Source organism: Listeria rocourtiae FSL F6-920, assembly GCF_000525975.1.
GTDB lineage: Bacteria > Bacillota > Bacilli > Lactobacillales > Listeriaceae > Listeria_A > Listeria_A rocourtiae.
Genome location: NZ_AODK01000032.1, coordinates 17934 through 35232, shown reverse-complemented (window position 1 = coordinate 35232; position 17299 = coordinate 17934). Strand labels below are relative to the sequence as shown.

The window sequence follows — 17299 nt, the reverse complement described above, 5'->3', positions numbered from 1 at the left end:
AATGATCAAAGTAGAGAAAGAGACGACAACAAAAAGTGGTGCCGAGCTTTTAATTGATGCTTTGAATGAACAGGATGTCGAGATAATTTTTGGCTATCCTGGTGGTGCTGTTTTGCCGCTTTATGATGCATTTTATGACTGCAATATTCCTCATATTTTAACGCGTCATGAACAAGGTGCTGTACATGCTGCAGAAGGTTATGCACGCGTGACTGGTAAAGCTGGCGTGGTCGTTGTAACAAGTGGACCTGGTGCAACAAATGCTTTAACGGGAATTGCGGATGCGATGAGCGATTCGATTCCAATGGTTGTTTTTACTGGTCAAGTTGCTACGCCCGGTATTGGAAAAGATGCATTTCAAGAGGCAGATATGATTGGCTTAACAATCCCGATTACGAAATATAATTATCAAGTGCGTGATGTTAAGGATATTCCGAAAATCATTAAAGAAGCTTTCCATATTGCCACAACAGGCCGTCAAGGACCCGTCGTGATTGATTTGCCAAAAGATATGTCGATTGCGACAACAGATAAGGTCAATGATGATAAAATCCATTTACCTGGATATCAGCCAACTGTAAAGCCGAATGGGATGCAACTGGAAAAATTGATGCAAGCTTTGGCCATATCTAGCAAACCAGTCATTTTAGCTGGTGCTGGTGTGAATCATTCACGTGCAACAGCTGAACTCCTCGATTTTGCAGAGCGTTACCAAATCCCTGTTGTAAATACGTTGCTCGGACTTGGTAGTTTCCCACAAGATCATCCCCTGTTTCTTGGAATGGGCGGGATGCATGGTTCTTACGCAGCCAATATGGCGCTAACAGATCCTGATTTACTTATTAATTTTGGATCACGTTTTGATGATCGGATGGTTGGATCTCCAAAAGAATTCGCAAAGCACGCTGTCATTGCGCACATCGATATCGATCCAGCTGAAATTGGAAAAGTTTTAACAACAAAAATTCCGATTGTTGCCGATATTAAGGAGACGCTAACACAATTGCTCGAGATGAACATAACTGAAGAAGCTGACAAAACGCATTGGTATAAGCTGAATATGACACGCAAAGAACGTCACCCTTTCACATATAACCGAGATTCAAAAGCGGAAATCAAGCCACAAAAAGTCATCGAGATTATCGGTGAGATTACGGAAGGGAAAGCACTTGTTTCGACAGATGTTGGGCAACACCAAATGTGGGTCGCGCAATTTTATCCATTCAGCCATGATCACCAAATTATAACTAGTGGTGGACTTGGCACGATGGGCTTTGGTTTTCCAGCAGCAATTGGCGCACAACTCGCCTACCCTGAACAAACAGTTGTTGCTTTTGTTGGTGACGGTGGTTTCCAAATGACGAATCAGGAGCTTGCTATTTTGAATGATTACCATATTAATTTGAAAACGGTTATTCTCAATAACGGGTCGCTCGGAATGGTTCGGCAGTGGCAAGAGAAATTTCATAATGAACGATTTTCCCACTCAATTTTCCAAAGTCAGCCTGATTTCGTAAAGCTTTCGGAAGCTTATGGAGTGAAAGCTGTTCGTTTGGAAGATCCGTTAACGTTGGCTGAGGATTTAAAAGCAGCATTTGCCCATCCTGGACCAATTGTTATTGAATGTGTCGTGTCGCCAAATGAGTTAGTATTACCAATGATCCCACCAGGCAAAGCGAATCATCAAATGGAAGGAGTGGAATAAATGCGACGTATCATTACAGCGACTGTTAATAACTCAAGCGGTGTGCTCAATCGAATTACAGGTGTTATTTCTCGCCGTCAGTACAACATTGATAGTATCTCTGTTGGTTGGACGGAAACACCTAATATTTCCCGCATTACTATCGTCGTTCATGTTGATTCACTCTATGAAATTGAACAAGTGACGAAGCAGTTAAACAAACAAATCGATGTGTTAAAAGTGAGTGATATCACCGACGATCCTCATATGGAGCGTGAGCTAGCTTTAATTAAAGTCAACGCCCCCGCTACGACTCGTGCTGAGATTAATTCAATAATTGAGCCATTTCGTGCAACGATTATCGACGTGGGTAAAACGAGTCTTGTTGTGCAGGTCGCAGGAACGAGTGAAAAAGTTGGCGCCTTTGTTGACAGTATTCGTCCATATGGCATTCAGCAAATGGCTCGAACCGGCGTTACTGGCTTCACTCGTAGCGCTAAATAATCATTTTGAATCCCAGAAAACCTTTTTCTGAGAAATATATAAAGATAATTTATGGAGGTTAGGAAAATGACAAAAGTTTATTATGAAGATGCAGTACAAGAAAGCGCGTTACAAGGTAAGAAAGTTGCAGTAATTGGCTATGGTTCTCAAGGCCATGCCCACTCGCAAAACTTACGTGATAACGGGAACAATGTCATTATTGGGATTCGTGAAGGCAAGTCAGCGGAAGCCGCTCGCAATGACGGATTTGAAGTTTTATCAGTAGCTGATGCAACAAAAGCAGCTGATGTAGTGATGATTCTTTTACCAGATGAAACGCAAGGAGATACTTATGAAGCTGAAATCAAGCCAAATTTAGAAGCTGGTAATGCCTTAGCTTTTGCGCATGGTTTTAACATTCATTTTGACGTAATTAAACCACCTGCTGACGTGGACGTGTTCTTAGTAGCACCAAAAGGTCCAGGACATTTAGTTCGTCGTACATTCGTGGAAGGTGGCGCGGTTCCAGGATTATTCGCGGTTTATCAAGATGCTACTGGAAAAGCAACAGATGTCGCTTTATCTTATGCAAAAGGAATTGGCGCGACTCGTGCCGGTGTCATCGAAACAACATTTAAAGAAGAAACAGAAACAGATTTATTCGGTGAGCAAGCAGTTCTATGTGGTGGTACAACACATTTAGTACAGGCTGGTTTCGAGACTTTAGTCGAAGCTGGATACCAACCAGAACTTGCTTATTTCGAAGTCTTACATGAGTTGAAACTGATTGTTGACTTGATGTACGAAGGTGGCATGGAGAAAATGCGTGATTCCATCTCAAATACAGCCGAATATGGCGACTATGTTTCAGGCCCACGCGTTGTAACGAGCGACACGAAAAAAGCAATGAAGGAAGTCTTGACGGACATTCAAAATGGTAACTTTGCCAAGGCATTTATTGATGATAATAAAAATGGTTTCAAGGAGTTCCATCGTTTACGTGCAGAGCAAAAAGGACACCAAATCGAAAAAGTTGGTGCGAGCTTGCGCGAAATGATGCCTTTCGTCAAACCACAAAAATAATTAGGAAGAGAATTGGGTGATTAGGAAATTTGCAGCGTTTCGACAAATGCTTAGATTCTAGCAAAGTCGAGCACTAGAGCGGAATGTACGATTTGTACATAAGCACCAGCGCGCAGACTTTAACGACGAAAATGAGTGTTTGTCGATACGCTGCCCCCTTTTCTTATGAGGTGAAAATATGGCTTATATTCAATTTTTTGATACTACGCTACGTGACGGCGAACAAACGCCGGGCGTCAATTTTAATCAGCAAGAGAAAATTCAGATTGCGCGCCAGCTTGAGACTTATGGAATTGATGTAATTGAAGCTGGATTTCCAATTGCATCTGATGGTGATTTTCATTCCGTAAAAGAAATTGCAAGCGTGATTAAAACAGCTACTGTCTGCGGTTTGGCACGCTCTGTAGAACGTGATATCGACCGTGCGTACGAAGCGCTACGCAATGCAGCAAATGCTCAAGTTCACGTTTTTCTTGCTACAAGTGATGTACATATGAAGCATAAATTAAACATGAGCAGATCTGAAGTTTTGGCATCAATTAAACACCATGTTGCACATGCTCGCAAACTTTTTCCAATCGTGCAGTTCTCTCCTGAGGATGCAACACGAACAGATCCAGCTTTTCTGGTTGAGGCTGTTCAAACCGCCATTGATGCTGGGGCTACGGTGATTAATATTCCCGATACAGTGGGCTTTACAAACCCGACAGAATTTGGAGCTCTCTTTCACTACTTGCGTGAAAATATTCCCCGTTTTGATGAGGTGATTTTTTCTACACACTGTCATGATGATCTTGGAATGTCTGTTGCGAACGCGCTTGCTGCGATTGAGAACGGTGCGCGACGGGTCGAAGGAACAATAAATGGGATTGGCGAACGTGCTGGTAATACGGCGCTTGAGGAAGTTGCTGTGGCACTGCATATTCGCAATGATTACTACAAATCGGAATCCGGGATTATTTTAAATCAAACGAAAAAAACGAGTGATCTAATCAGTCGCCTTTCTGGTATGCCTGTTCCGCGTAATAAAGCTATTATCGGTGGTAATGCTTACGCGCATGAATCTGGTATTCACCAAGATGGCGTTTTGAAAGAACCAACAACATATGAGATTATCACGCCTGCCTTGGTTGGAGTTGAAAAAAATTCGCTACCACTCGGCAAACTATCTGGTCGCCATGCTTTTGTAACGCGTATGGAAGAGCTTGGCTATACGATGACCGATGAAGAGAAGAACGATGCTTTCAAACGGTTCAAACACTTAGCGGACGTGAAAAAAGATGTAACGGAAGACGATTTGCATGCATTGATTCTTGGCCAAGCATCCGAAAAAGCCGATGATTATGAATTAAATCATTTACAAGTGCAGTATGTGACGGGTGGCGTGCAGGGCGCAATTGTCCGAATCCATGCAGAAGATGGCTCTGTTTTGGAAGATGCCGCAACTGGCGCAGGTAGTATTGAAGCAATTTATAATACAATCAACCGTTTGATGGAGCAAAATGTCGAGCTCACAGATTATCGTATCCAAGCAATTACTGCGGGACACGATGCGCAAGCTGAGGTTCACGTTATTGTCAAGGATAAGGATGGCACAACGTATCACGGGATTGGCATTGACAACGATGTTCTCACCGCCTCTGCCAAATCTTACCTTCATGCCAGCGCCAAAGCAGCCGAAGCAAAACAACAAACAAATGAGGAGGTTCCAGTCAAGTGACCTATTCTATTACGGCTCTTCCTGGCGACGGGATTGGACCAGAAATCATGGCGAGCGGTTTAGAGATTCTAGCAACGCTCGCCGAAAAATTCCAACTAGACTTTAACGTTGAAACACATCCGTTTGGTGGTGCTGGTATTGATGCTGTATCCGAACCACTTCCGGACGCTACACTCGTTGCCTGTCAAAGGGCAGATGCTATTTTGCTCGGCGCGATTGGTGGACCTAGATGGGATAACGCGCCAAAGCGTCCGGAGCAAGGTTTGCTAGCACTGCGTAAAGCGCTTGGGTTGTTCGCCAATATTCGTCCGATTCAAGTTCCAAACACGATTGCACACCTCTCCCCTTTAAAAAAGGAAATAGTAGAAGGGACAGACTTTGTCGTGGTGCGCGAACTGACTGGTGGCATCTATTTCGGTGAACCAAAACACTGGGATGAAAAAAGTGCAGTAGACACGCTAACCTATACCGCACTAGAAATAGAACGTATCGTAGTACAAGCTTTTGAGCTCGCAAAAACACGCCACAACAAAGTCACATCCGTAGACAAAGCTAATGTTCTAGCATCGAGTAAGCTATGGCGCCAAGTCGTAGAACGTGTAGCAACACGCTATCCAGAAGTTACATTAGAACATCTATATGTAGATGCAGCAGCTATGATTCTCATCCAACGTCCTACCACTTTTGATGTTATCGTAACAGAAAATATGTTTGGTGATATTTTGAGTGACGAAGCATCTGTTATTACAGGTTCACTTGGCATGCTTCCATCCGCAAGCCACCCAGAGACAGGTCCATCACTATATGAACCGATTCATGGCTCCGCACCAGACATTGCAGGTCAAAATATCGCAAATCCAATGTCAATGATTTCATCTATATCCATGATGCTACGCCATTCTTTCCAGCTTTTCGAAGCCGCAGATTATTTAGACAAAGCCGCAGCAAAAACTATGGAAGCGGGTTTCTTAACGAGGGACCTTGGCGGGAGTACATCAACTACTGCATTCACAAATGAAGTAAAAAAACGAGTTAAAGGAGGAGAATAACAATGGCTAAAACAATGTTCGATAAGTTGTGGGATCGTCACGTCATATTTGGAAAAGAAGGTGAACCACAACTATTATACATCGATTTGCATTTGGTGCATGAAGTTACCTCTCCTCAAGCTTTTGAAGGATTGCGAATGGAAGGAAGACCGGTTCGCCGCACAGATCGCACGTTCGCTACGATGGATCATAATGTCCCAACCGAAGATATTTTCAATATCCACGACGTCGTTGCAAAAAAACAAATTGATGCACTTCGCAAAAACTGTGAAGAGTTTGGCGTCACACTTGCCGATGTCGGCAGTGAACGTCAAGGAATCGTGCACATGGTGGGCCCTGAGACTGGGCTAACACAACCGGGTAAAACAATCGTATGTGGTGATTCGCATACCGCAACACATGGCGCTTTCGGAGCGATGGCTTTTGGTATCGGCTCAAGTGAAGTGGAACATGTCCTTGCTACGCAGTCTATCTGGCAACAAAAACCAAAATCAATGGGAGTTAAAATCAATGGTACCCTTCCAAAAGGCGTGTATGCAAAAGATGTTATTCTTCACCTAATTGCAACATACGGCGTTGCGTTTGGCAGTGGGTATGCTGTTGAATATTACGGAGAAGCTGTTCGGAACATGACAATGGAAGAACGCATGACAATTTGCAACATGTCGATTGAAGGCGGTGCAAAAATGGGCATGATGGCTCCCGATGAAACCACATTCGCCTATATTAAGGGACGTGAATACGCACCAACAAATTGGGAAGAAGCAATTGCAGATTGGGCAACATTACCGAGTGATCCCGATGCAACCTATGACTGCGACATTGAAATCGATGTAACTGATCTTGCGCCATACGTCACATGGGGTACAAATCCCGGTATGGGTGTTCCAATTACCCAAGCATTCCCAGCTACCCAAAACACCGATGATGAGCGCGCTTATCAATACATGGGACTCAAACCAGGTCAAACAGCCTCAGAAATCGACCTTGGCTACGTTTTCATTGGCTCTTGTACCAACGCACGACTTTCCGATCTTGAAGAAGCTGCCCAAATCGTTAAAGGGCAACAAGTCGCACCTGGAATTCGAGCAATGGTCGTTCCCGGTTCTCGCCAAGTTCGCCTTGCTGCTGAGCGTATTGGTCTTGATCAAATTTTTATCGACGCAGGTTTTGAATGGCGTGAACCCGGTTGTTCCATGTGCCTTGGCATGAATCCTGACCAAGTACCCGAAGGTATTCACTGCGCATCGACATCTAATCGTAATTTTGAAGGTCGTCAAGGAAAAGGGGCAAGAACCCACTTGGTAAGCCCAGCAATGGCAGCAGCAGCAGCGATTAATGGTCGCTTTATCGATATTCGCAAAGGAGTGTGGCAAAATGGAAGCAATGGTGTTGCATAAAGGAAAAACCGTAGCCCTGATGAACGATAACATTGATACCGATCAAATTATCCCAAAACAATTTCTAAAACGCATCGAACGAACTGGTTTCGGTGAGTTTCTTTTTGATGAATGGCGCTATCTTCCCGATCGTTCCTTGAATCCTGAGTTCCCTCTAAATGATTCTGATCGCCAAGAAGCAACCATCCTTGTAACGGGGGAAAATTTTGGCTGTGGCTCTAGCCGTGAACACGCTCCTTGGGCCCTACTCGACTATCGCTTCCGTGTCATTATTGCTGGCGGATATAGCGATATTTTCTACATGAACTGCACGAAAAACGGTATTTTACCAATTAGTTTGCCAAAAGAAGCACGCGCAAAACTCGCAACAATTCCCGCAGACGAAAAAAATTACAATCGATTTACCGAAGCAACAAGTAATCAGCTCAACTGGAACGTACGACTTTGAAATCGACGCTACATGGAAAGAAAAATTCATCAAAGGACTCGATGATATTGCCCAAACGATGGAACATGAATCTCTAATTACTGAATATGAAAACAAAGTACGCGCCTACTAAAAATGAGGATGTGAAGATGTTATGGAAATGGTTGATGTCGATGCTTTAGTTAGTAAACAAGATGTGCTTGATGCATACGATACGTTAAAATCTATCGTTAAACACACACCACTCGAAAAAGACTATTACTTATCGCAAAAATATGACTGCAACGTCTACTTAAAACGGGAAGATTTACAATGGGTTCGTTCTTTCAAATTACGTGGTGCTTATTACGCCATCGCCCAGCTAACCGATGAACAATTAAAAAAATGGCGTCACATGCGCCAGTGCTGGAAATCACGCTCAAGGTGTTGCCTTCACCTGTCAGAAACTTGGTGTGCCGGCAACAATCTTCATGCCAACGACAACGCCCCAACAAAAAGTATCACAAGTTCGTTTTTTCGGTGGTGATTTTGTCGAAGTTCGATTGACTGGTGATACGTTTGACGCTTCTGCCTACTCTGCTAAGAAATTTAGCGCTGAGCATAACAAGGCTTTTATTGCACCATTTGATGACGCTGATATTATTGCTGGCCAAGGGACAGTTGCAGTTGAGATGCTAGACGATTTAGGTTCAGAGAATTGTGATTTTGTGTTTGCAGCGATTGGAGGCGGTGGCTTAGTTTCAGGCGTAGCATCTTACGTAAAAGCAGTCCGTCCCGACACAACAATCATTGGAGTAGAACCAAGCGGTGCTCCATCAATGGCTAAAGCGTTATTAGCCGGAAAAGTAGTCAATCTGCCAAAAATCGATAAGTTTGTAGATGGTGCGGCAGTAAAACAAGTAGGCGAGCTTACGTATAAACATTGCGAGAAATTAGTCGATGAAGTCACAGAAGTCGATGAAGGAGAAGTTTGCTCAACGATTCTTGATATGTATACAAAACAAGCTATCGTTGCAGAGCCTGCTGGTGCCCTTTCTGTTGCAGCACTCAACCATTTCCGGCCACAAATCAAAGGCAAAAATGTTGTCTGCATCGTGAGCGGTGGAAATAATGATATTAATCGAATGCAAGAAATTGAAGAGCGTTCACTTGTTTTCGAAGGGCTAAAACACTACTTCATCGTCAATTTTCCACAACGACCTGGTGCCCTGCGCGAATTTGTAAATGATGTCCTTGGTCCTTATGATGACATTACTAAATTTGAATATACAAAAAAAGTGAACCGTAATCAAGGACCGGTCATCATTGGGGTCCTTTTGCAAAATCCAAATGATTATGAAAAATTATTAGAGCGCATTGCCATTTTTGATCCAAGTTTCATGCCGATTAATGATAATCAAATGCTCTATACATTACTCGTTTAATTAAAAAGTACAGTATATAGATCCCTCCATTTTCGCATGGGACTTACATACTGTACTTTTTTGAAATAAAAAAGATTGAGCAACAGCTTCATTACGGGCCATTACTCAATCTCTATTCACGTTCTCGCGCTAGAATTAAAGTTTTGTTACTTTATCAGCTTGAGGTCCGCGTTGTCCTTCTACGATTTCAAATTCTACTTTTTGACCTTCGTCAAGCGTTTTTAAAACCGTCTCCTTCGATTGCGCTGAAATGTACGAATACATCGTCGCCACCTTCAACTTCGATAAATCCAAAACCTTTTTCGCCATTGAACCATTTTACTGTACCTTCTTGCATGTGTCAAAAACCTCCAAAAAATTTTTCTTAATATGTTCCTTTTACAAATAAAAAACTTACTGGGAAACTGCTAAGCAACAAGCTCACCTTGGTTTTCATATAAAAATTCACATATTATAAAAGATACTCATGTATAAGGATCAGTATCCTTTATAACACGTGAATAATCTCTTGCCAAGCTCCTACAGCATCCCAACAATCCTTTTGTAAGGAGACATTATTATCATCGATACAAATATTGTAACGCTTCCATTCTAAAAATGCAAGGAATATTTACCTAGTGCGCCATTATTTCGACAATTCAATGAAAAGTAGTATTCTATCGGGAATAAATCCTCAGTATAGCTTTTTGGGGATTGCTTCTCATAAATGATTGCAATCCCCCAAAAAGCGTACGGTTAATCTTTACTTAATGACACTACGATCTTTGATACGCCATTTCACAAGCAAGTTGTGTAATGGCTCGCGCACTAAGAAGTATACGCCTAGCGAAATGAAGATAGAGGCAATTCCGAATAAAAAACCAGCCAGTACATCAGTTGGATAGTGAACACCCAAATAGACGCGTGAACACATAATGAAAATAATCCAGCTCAGTCCAGCGACACCGATAACAATTTTAACCCACATTTGTTTTACGGTGAAGATTAAAAACATCGCTGCTAAACCATAAAAAATCGTGGAGCCAGTCGCATGTCCACTTGGAAAACTGTAGCCAGTTTCTGCAATTAGGCGGTTGAAGTTTGGGCGTGGACGTTGGAAAATATCTTTTAAAATAGTGTTTAGTAAAACAGCACATACGAGCACGGTTCCACCAAACCATAGCCCCACGACAAACTTACGTAGGATAAATAGAACAATAACAATAATTACTGTCAACACAATGGCTGTTTCTGCGCTTCCAATCATCGTTAATGTCTCGATTAAGCTTGTTTTAGAGGCTGAGATGTTTGTTTGAATACGACTAATCCAGCTTAAATCAAATTTGGCAACCCACCTCGGTTCAGAATTCACTGCCAATGCTACGATAACGAATAGTATTAAGGCAAAGCCGCCGATAGTGAATAACGGGATTGCTTTCTTTTTGTTTGTATTCATTGTTTTACTCCTAACTTCACTTGTTTTTTTGTAGGAAGGCTTGCACTTCTTCCACCATGGCTTGATAATTCGCTTGTTCATTGGTATCTCTTTTTTTGATTAAATTGATTGCTGTATCTGTTACAGCTAGCACTCCGTCATATACGAATGTAGCATTACCAATCAGTTGCAAATGTAACCCGCCTGCTTGATCTTTACTTGCTGTGACTTTGACACGCCCTCCGTTATTATACACGTGGACAGGTGTTTCCAGCTTATCATTGTGAAGTAGCTTCTTCATCAGGCTAGAGGCTGACATCGCCGTCCCACAGGCATTCGTAAAACCAACGCCACGCTCAAAAGTTCGAACATAAATCGTATCTTCTGCCAACTCTTTCACAAAGCTTACATTGACGCCATCTGTGAAGTAAGGATTTTCGCCATTTAGATAGGTCGCGAGCTTGACTTGTTTATCTGAATCAAGCACCTTCTGATTAACAAAAGTTATCAAATGCGGATTAGGCACAGCGACTGCTGAAAAATGCAAATCAGCATCAAAATCCGGTACTACTTCATCCACCATCTGCGCCGCATCCCAATTTAACGGTAGCGTTTCTGGCGCGAATAAAACGGGGGATATTTCGACTTGATATGTTGGAATACCAACGCCAATTTCCTCCGCTTTAGAGACTTGAAGCACGGCTTTCATCGTTTCAATCGTTGCTTCTTGTAAATCATACTCTTCTAAGAGGTAACGCGCCACTGTACGCAGACCATTCCCACACATCGACGCTTCGGAGCCATCTGCATTAAAAACGCGCATACGACCAATAGAGGCGCTATTTGAGCTTGGAGAAACGAATAAGATACCATCTGCACCTCCCAGCGCTTCTTCCCGATTGCAAATTCGACGAGCGAGTTTGGCACGAGCCGTATCTTGCCAGTCAGTTAAGTTGTTTTTAGCTTCGTCGATTAGAAAAAAATCATTTTGTGAGCCGTGTACTTTGATGAAGTTAATATGTGCCATCCAAGTTCCTCCTCTTCTATTAGCTTGAGGTCCTTCGTAAGCCATCTTAGCTTTTCAAAGGACCTCAAAAATTATTTAATAATTTGCCACCACAATATCAGCACATCGCTTACACAATGTTTCATGGTTATGATCTGCGCCCACATCTTTTTTCACAACACGGCAACGTTCACAAGTCTCACCTTCAGCTACAGTAATAGCTACTGCCACATGTTGGTCTTTAACCGCATTAGAAGGCACACCACTAAGCCCTTCTATCAATTCAAAATCAGACACGATGAGTAATTGTGCAAAATCACCTTCTAAAGAATCGAATAGTTGTTTCGCTTCATCATCAACAAACAATGTCACTTTTGCCAACATGGATTTACCGATAATTTTCTCATTACGCGCTTCTTCCAATGCTTTTTGGACAACATCACGAATTTGCATGAAACGATCCCATTTATCCATAATTGCCTCAGATGCAGAATATGCCTTCACTTCTGGCATCTCTGTCAAGTGAATGCTTAATTCTTCTTGATCTGTTAAGTGCGACCAAACCTCGTCCGTTGTATGTGGCAAGATTGGCGCCAATAATTTCGTCAAAACGACAACTGTTTCGTAAAATACTGTTTGCATCGCGCGACGATCTTTACTATCTGCGGCTTCGATATATACGACATCCTTCGCAAAATCCATATAAAATTGGCTAAGTTCTACTGTACAGAAATTATTGATTTGGTGATAAATCGTTGAGAACTCATATTTATCATAACTCGCGCGAACATTCTTAACAAGCTCATCTAATTTAATGAGTAGATATTGATCAACCTCACGTAAATCTTCATATGCAATGGCATCTGTTGCTGCTGTGAAATCAGAAATATTTCCAAGTAAGAAACGCATCGTGTTACGAATTTTGCGATAAACTTCGGAAACTTGTTTTAGAATATTATCACTGATACGCACATCGGCTTGGTAATCGACAGATGCAACCCATAGGCGCACGATATCCGCACCAAGTTGATTGATAACTTTTCCTGGAAGCATCGTGTTTCCAAGCGATTTACTCATTTTACGACCATCACCATCTAAAGCAAAACCGTGACTTAAAACATTGCGATATGGTGCCTCACCGCTAATAGCAACACTAGTCGTCAGTGAAGAATTGAACCAACCACGATATTGGTCAGATCCTTCCATATAAAGATCTGCTGGACGATTCAAATAAGGACGCGCTTCAAGGACTGCTTGGTGACTTGATCCTGAATCGAACCATACATCCATAATATCATTTTCTTTCGTAAATTCGCCGTTTGGACTACCTTCATGCGTAAATCCAGTTGGTAATAAATCTTTTGCTTCGCGCTCAAACCAGATATCTGATCCATGTTCGCGGAACAATTCCGAGATATGGTTAATTGTCTCATCGGTAATGATTGACTCCCCATTCTCTGCATAGAAAATCGGTAGTGGTACACCCCAAACACGTTGGCGAGAAATGACCCAATCTCCGCGATCACGAACCATGTTAAATAAACGTGTTTCACCCCACGAGGGCGTCCAAGTAACACCTTGCACAGCATCTAACAATTCTTGACGAAACTTGTTAATTGATGCAAACCATTGCGGTGTTGCACGGAAAATAACTGGTTTCTTTGTACGCCAATCATGCGGGTACGAGTGCGTAATAAATTCCATTTTTAGCAACGCGCCGACTTCTTCTAGCTTCTCCGTCACCATTTTATTCGCTGTATCATAAAATACACCTTCAAAGCCAGGCGCTTCATCTGTAAACACACCACGATCATCAAGTGGTGCCAATGTCTCTAATTCATATTTTTGACCAATGATAAAATCATCTTCCCCGTGCCCAGGCGCCGTATGAACCGCACCGGTACCAGCTTCTGCCGTCGCATGTGCACCGTTCATCACAAGCGAATCACGATTGTAGAATGGATGTTGCGTAATAACACGATCTAATTCAGAACCACGCACTGTTTTTACAATTTCTGCGTTTTCCCAACCTAATGTTTCGCGAAGACTTGAAAAAAGCGCTTCTGCAACAACATATTTTTCACCATTAACAGTTGCTACAACGTATCCCAAATCTGGATTCACGGTAATTCCCATATTTGCAGGAATAGTCCACGGTGTGGTTGTCCAAATAACAATATTCGTACCAACATCCAATACGCCTTTACCGTCTGTCACTTTGAACGCCACAAAAATAGAGGCGGACTTCTTATCTTGATATTCAATTTCAGCTTCAGCTAAGGCCGATTCACTAGACGGGGACCAATACACTGGCTTCTTTCCTTTATAGATATAACCTTTTTTCGCCATTTCGCCAAAAAACTTTTTACTTGTTCCGCCTCATATTCCGGTTGCAACGTGATGTAAGGGTTAGCCCACTCGCCAGTCACGCCAAGGCGCTTAAAACCAGCTCGTTGAATATCCACTTGTTTATACGCATATTCGGCGCATAGCTTACGAAATTCAGCAACAGTCATCTCCTTACGCTTCACACCTTTATTCGCCAATGCTTGCTCGATTGGCAAGCCGTGTGTGTCCCAGCCAGGAACGTATGGTGAACGAAAGCCGCTCATCGATTTTTGACGAACAATCATGTCCTTAATAACTTTATTCATCGCGTGTCCCATGTGTAACTCGCCATTCGCGTATGGCGGTCCATCATGCAAAATAAACGTTGGCTTATCCGCATTTTTTCGTTGAATTTCGTCGTATAAATCCATCTCTTCCCATTTTGCTTGCCATTCCGGCTCTTTATTCGGCAAATTGCCTCGCATTGGGAATTCTGTTTTCGGCATTAATAACGTATCTTTGTATTCCATCAGTTATTCTCCTTTATATAAAATTATTTCTCCGCCTTACTTCCAGTGCATTCAAATCTAGATAAAATGCAAAATAGACCCTCCCCTAAAAAGGGACGAGTCTAATAGTCGCGGTACCACCCTTGTTGACATCGACCTTCCATCTTTGCCCACTTCGTTCCATCGTTAACGCCGACATACGCTTTTTCCTAATCAGCACATAGCCTTTCAAAATCAGAGCTCCTGAGTGATTTCCACTTTCTGTCCTAATTACTGGTCTCTCACCATCACCAGCTCGCTTTAAAATAGAATCTATTTCGAAGAGTGTACTTGTCTCAATTATAGCTTTTCTGCTTCATTTTCTTCCACGAATTCCTCTGGTTCAGCTGATTTCAATTCTGTTGCATCCACTTCATATTCCATCAGTTGCTTCCAATCATCACTCTTAATCAAATCCATTTGTGTCTCTACAAGTAAGCGCAGACGTTCACGGAAGACTTTAGACTGACGCTTTAAATCCTCGATTTCAATCGCAATTTTACGAGCTTTTGATAGTGAGTCACTCAAAATACGATCTGCATCTTTCTCCGCTTCACGCACAATTAACTTCGCTTCTTTATCCGCGTTATCAATCACTTGGTTCGCAGCTTCTTGTGCCACAATTAAGGACTTGTTCAGCGTCTCTTCGATATTCGTGAAATGTCCGAGGCGATCATCTCTTGAAGATAGTGTCTCTTCTAAGCGTTTCTTTTCTTTAATCAGTTGTTCATAATCTTTAATAATTTGGTCGAGGAATTCGTTCACCTCATCCTCTTCATAACCTCTAAAACCACGGCTAAACTCTTTATTATGTATATCCAGCGGTGATAATGGCATGCTCAACACCTCCATATGGTCAAAACCTAACAAATTCTAGGCTAGCCCTTCTATTATACCATAAAACTGCATTCCTTATATACCTGTTCTTACTATAATAAAATTATAACATTCTCGCAAGTATTATCATCTCAAAAAGCCAAAATTTTAACGTAAATAACCAATTTCTATCCGCATCTTATCTTTCTTCGTGTGACCATTTATTTCACCCAGTTTCACACGACCGTAACCACGTGCTGAAATAATATCTAACTCTTCACACTCAAAATCTGGATTCTCTACAGTTTTCCAATTTACTTTCACTAATTTCCCTTGAACTAATTGCTTCGCTTTTTGGCGCGAAATATTGTGCGCGGTTGCCACAACCAAATCCAGGCGTAAACTTGTAATCGTCGTCCCAATGTAATCCCAATCAAGGCGCACTGGCAAAGCTTGGTCAAGATTCAGCTCCTCCAACATGATGTTGACTTTCCCTATTTTATCAAGTTGCAAACCAATATAATCCTTCATCTCGCTCATCACAAAAAACTGCCACAGCTCATTTTCTGTTAAGATATCACCAAAAATATCACGTTTCATACCAAGTGACATGACTGTTCCAAGAATTTTCTGATGCGTTAATTCCGTAAACTTAACTGGGTACCTAATATCGTACAGCGTAATCTGAAAATCAGCCTCTGTTGGCTCATAATAATCCGGATAAATAAGTGCACGGCGACGTTCTGCATGTGCAACCCCACCCCAGAATTTCACCTTCACATGTTCGTAGCCACCAACAACCGACTCTAAAATAAGACGTTGACGCGGATCAAGAAAATCTGTTAATCGCGGTGTATATTGATCTTCAACCTGCACAATCCATTCTAATGCCAGATCAATAAAACTGTGTTCTTCTGCTCTAAAATGTTGATAAATCCCTTCCATACTCCCCTTACTCCCCTTGGTGGCAAAATGCTTATTCGAAAAGCATCTCGCGATTTAGTCGTGCTCTGATAGTTCCCATTATAGCACGCTTCTATGCTTTTAATAGCAAAAAATTCCAAAAAATACCGAATAGAGTGCTCCTGATTCTCAGTCAGCTTCCATTTCGGTATCATTATTTAGATAAATAGTGGCAAGATATAATTATATACTAAGTATTGTAAACCATACGTTGCCATTCTTATCGCAAAGAAAGCAATGATTGGTGACAAGTCAAGCACCCCACCAATTGGCGGAATGATTTTCCGGAAAGGTGCCAAAACAGGTTCACAAATTTTCGCTAAAAAGCGACCAAATGTTGTTTCATAGGCTCCTGGGAACCAAGACATTAAAATATAAACAAACAGTACGTAAGGGAAATAATCCAGTACTAAAAAAAACATAATGTGCGATCTGATATGCTAAAATATGTTACACCTCATTTACATAAAATCTTGTTCTTCTAACATCTCAGAAATAGCGCCATCTACCTCGACGTTTTCTGGTGTGCAGAGGAAAATATTGTTGCCAATACGTTGAATATCTCCACCTAAAGCATACACAGTTCCACTTAAAAAGTCCACAATTCGAATTGCTTGGTCATGGCTAATACGCTGTAAGTTCACGACCACTGTTTTGTATTCCTTCAAGTAATCCGATAACTCTTGTGCTTCTGCGTAAACTCGTGGCTCAACAAGTACCATCTGGCTTGAAAATTGCGCTCCATTCATACTTACAACCTTATGATCATCGGCCGATGCTGCTTCATTTTGATTCGTAAAATAGTTCTTTCCAGTTGTTTTTTTCATTTTTTTCTCAGTTGGAACCTCGCGAAGTGGCTGCGGTTTTGCCGCAACTGGCTGCTCTTCATAGTACTCTTCGCCCTCTTCCTCATCTAAGAAAAAATATGATTTAAATTTATTCTTTAATCCCATC

At 41.9% G+C, this 17299-nt stretch carries 12 protein-coding genes, 4 pseudogenes and 1 other annotated feature; of the genes and pseudogenes, 8 read left to right on the top strand and 8 right to left on the bottom strand.

Going from position 1 to position 17299, the window contains the following annotated elements; translation table 11 throughout:
* The first annotated feature begins 1 nt into the window (after position 1).
* The 8 genes and pseudogenes from ilvB (at position 2) to ilvA (ending at position 9270) form a co-directional block, all read left to right on the top strand.
* Positions 2 to 1705, top strand: coding sequence for a biosynthetic-type acetolactate synthase large subunit (gene ilvB, locus PROCOU_RS10845; RefSeq protein WP_036072345.1), 1704 nt, complete (start codon positions 2 to 4; stop codon positions 1703 to 1705).
* Positions 1706 to 2188, top strand: coding sequence for an acetolactate synthase small subunit (gene ilvN / locus PROCOU_RS10840; RefSeq protein ID WP_036072343.1), 483 nt, complete (start codon positions 1706 to 1708; stop codon positions 2186 to 2188).
* 66 nt (positions 2189 to 2254) lie between these two features.
* A complete protein-coding gene (gene ilvC, locus PROCOU_RS10835; protein WP_036072341.1) occupies positions 2255 to 3250 on the top strand; it encodes a ketol-acid reductoisomerase in 996 nt (331 codons plus the stop codon).
* 178 nt (positions 3251 to 3428) lie between these two features.
* Complete coding sequence (locus tag PROCOU_RS10830; RefSeq protein WP_036072339.1) at positions 3429 to 4970, top strand: 2-isopropylmalate synthase; 1542 nt, start codon at positions 3429 to 3431, stop codon at positions 4968 to 4970.
* Entirely contained in the window at positions 4967 to 6019 is a 1053-nt protein-coding gene (leuB, locus tag PROCOU_RS10825) for a 3-isopropylmalate dehydrogenase (RefSeq protein ID WP_036072338.1), read from the top strand. Before PROCOU_RS10830 ends, leuB begins: the two co-directional genes overlap by 4 nt.
* A 2-nt stretch (positions 6020 to 6021) precedes the next feature.
* The gene (gene leuC / locus PROCOU_RS10820) at positions 6022 to 7419 is read left to right on the top strand and encodes a 3-isopropylmalate dehydratase large subunit (protein WP_036072336.1); all 1398 of its coding nucleotides are present in this window, start codon (positions 6022 to 6024) and stop codon (positions 7417 to 7419) included.
* Positions 7397 to 7979 (top strand): annotated as a pseudogene (leuD, locus tag PROCOU_RS10815) (3-isopropylmalate dehydratase small subunit). Before leuC ends, leuD begins: the two are co-directional and overlap by 23 nt.
* A 21-nt stretch (positions 7980 to 8000) precedes the next feature.
* A pseudogene (gene ilvA / locus PROCOU_RS10810) lies at positions 8001 to 9270 on the top strand (threonine ammonia-lyase IlvA).
* 135 nt (positions 9271 to 9405) lie between these two features.
* On the opposite strand, the pseudogene cspD reads toward ilvA, so the two are convergent.
* The 8 genes and pseudogenes from cspD to PROCOU_RS10770 all read right to left on the bottom strand — a co-directional run bounded on the left by cspD (position 9406) and on the right by PROCOU_RS10770 (position 17298).
* Positions 9406 to 9607: pseudogene (cspD, locus tag PROCOU_RS10805) on the bottom strand (cold-shock protein CspD).
* Positions 9608 to 10012: 405 nt separating this feature from the next.
* Entirely contained in the window at positions 10013 to 10705 is a 693-nt protein-coding gene (locus PROCOU_RS10800; protein WP_036072334.1) for a phosphatase PAP2 family protein, read from the bottom strand.
* Between the two features lie 16 nt (positions 10706 to 10721).
* Positions 10722 to 11711 (bottom strand): diaminopimelate epimerase, encoded by a 990-nt coding sequence (gene dapF / locus PROCOU_RS10795; protein ID WP_036072331.1) that lies wholly within the window; start codon positions 11709 to 11711, stop codon positions 10722 to 10724.
* Positions 11712 to 11786: 75 nt separating this feature from the next.
* Positions 11787 to 14548, bottom strand: a pseudogene (gene ileS / locus PROCOU_RS10790) (isoleucine--tRNA ligase).
* A gap of 88 nt (positions 14549 to 14636) precedes the next feature.
* Positions 14637 to 14879, bottom strand: a binding site (T-box leader).
* Positions 14867 to 15403, bottom strand: coding sequence for a DivIVA domain-containing protein (locus tag PROCOU_RS10785; RefSeq protein ID WP_036072329.1), 537 nt, complete (start codon positions 15401 to 15403; stop codon positions 14867 to 14869). (Overlaps the previous feature by 13 nt.)
* A gap of 147 nt (positions 15404 to 15550) precedes the next feature.
* Positions 15551 to 16327 carry a YlmH family RNA-binding protein gene (locus PROCOU_RS10780; protein WP_036072327.1) on the bottom strand — a complete coding sequence of 259 codons (777 nt, stop codon included), beginning with the start codon at positions 16325 to 16327 and terminating at the stop codon, positions 15551 to 15553.
* A gap of 176 nt (positions 16328 to 16503) precedes the next feature.
* Positions 16504 to 16767 (bottom strand): YggT family protein, encoded by a 264-nt coding sequence (locus PROCOU_RS10775; protein WP_036072325.1) that lies wholly within the window; start codon positions 16765 to 16767, stop codon positions 16504 to 16506.
* A gap of 39 nt (positions 16768 to 16806) precedes the next feature.
* Positions 16807 to 17298: a cell division protein SepF gene (locus PROCOU_RS10770; protein WP_036072323.1), complete on the bottom strand. Its 492-nt coding sequence runs from the start codon at positions 17296 to 17298 to the stop codon at positions 16807 to 16809.
* Position 17299 lies beyond the last annotated feature (1 nt).

Bases quoted from the DNA above. Each gene is read 5' to 3' on its own strand.
- PROCOU_RS10775 (WP_036072325.1), bottom strand. From the start codon at position 16,767: ATGTTTTTTTTAGTACTGGATTATTTCCCTTACGTACTGTTTGTTTAT.
- leuC (WP_036072336.1), top strand. From the start codon at position 6,022: ATGGCTAAAACAATGTTCGATAAGTTGTGGGATCGTCACGTCATATTT.
- PROCOU_RS10770 (WP_036072323.1), bottom strand. From the start codon at position 17,298: ATGGGATTAAAGAATAAATTTAAATCATATTTTTTCTTAGATGAGGAA.
- PROCOU_RS10830 (WP_036072339.1), top strand. From the start codon at position 3,429: ATGGCTTATATTCAATTTTTTGATACTACGCTACGTGACGGCGAACAA.
- PROCOU_RS10800 (WP_036072334.1), bottom strand. From the start codon at position 10,705: ATGAATACAAACAAAAAGAAAGCAATCCCGTTATTCACTATCGGCGGC.
- PROCOU_RS10785 (WP_036072329.1), bottom strand. From the start codon at position 15,403: ATGCCATTATCACCGCTGGATATACATAATAAAGAGTTTAGCCGTGGT.
- ilvN (WP_036072343.1), top strand. From the start codon at position 1,706: ATGCGACGTATCATTACAGCGACTGTTAATAACTCAAGCGGTGTGCTC.
- PROCOU_RS10780 (WP_036072327.1), bottom strand. From the start codon at position 16,327: ATGGAAGGGATTTATCAACATTTTAGAGCAGAAGAACACAGTTTTATT.
- ilvC (WP_036072341.1), top strand. From the start codon at position 2,255: ATGACAAAAGTTTATTATGAAGATGCAGTACAAGAAAGCGCGTTACAA.
- dapF (WP_036072331.1), bottom strand. From the start codon at position 11,711: ATGGCACATATTAACTTCATCAAAGTACACGGCTCACAAAATGATTTT.
- ilvB (WP_036072345.1), top strand. From the start codon at position 2: ATGATCAAAGTAGAGAAAGAGACGACAACAAAAAGTGGTGCCGAGCTT.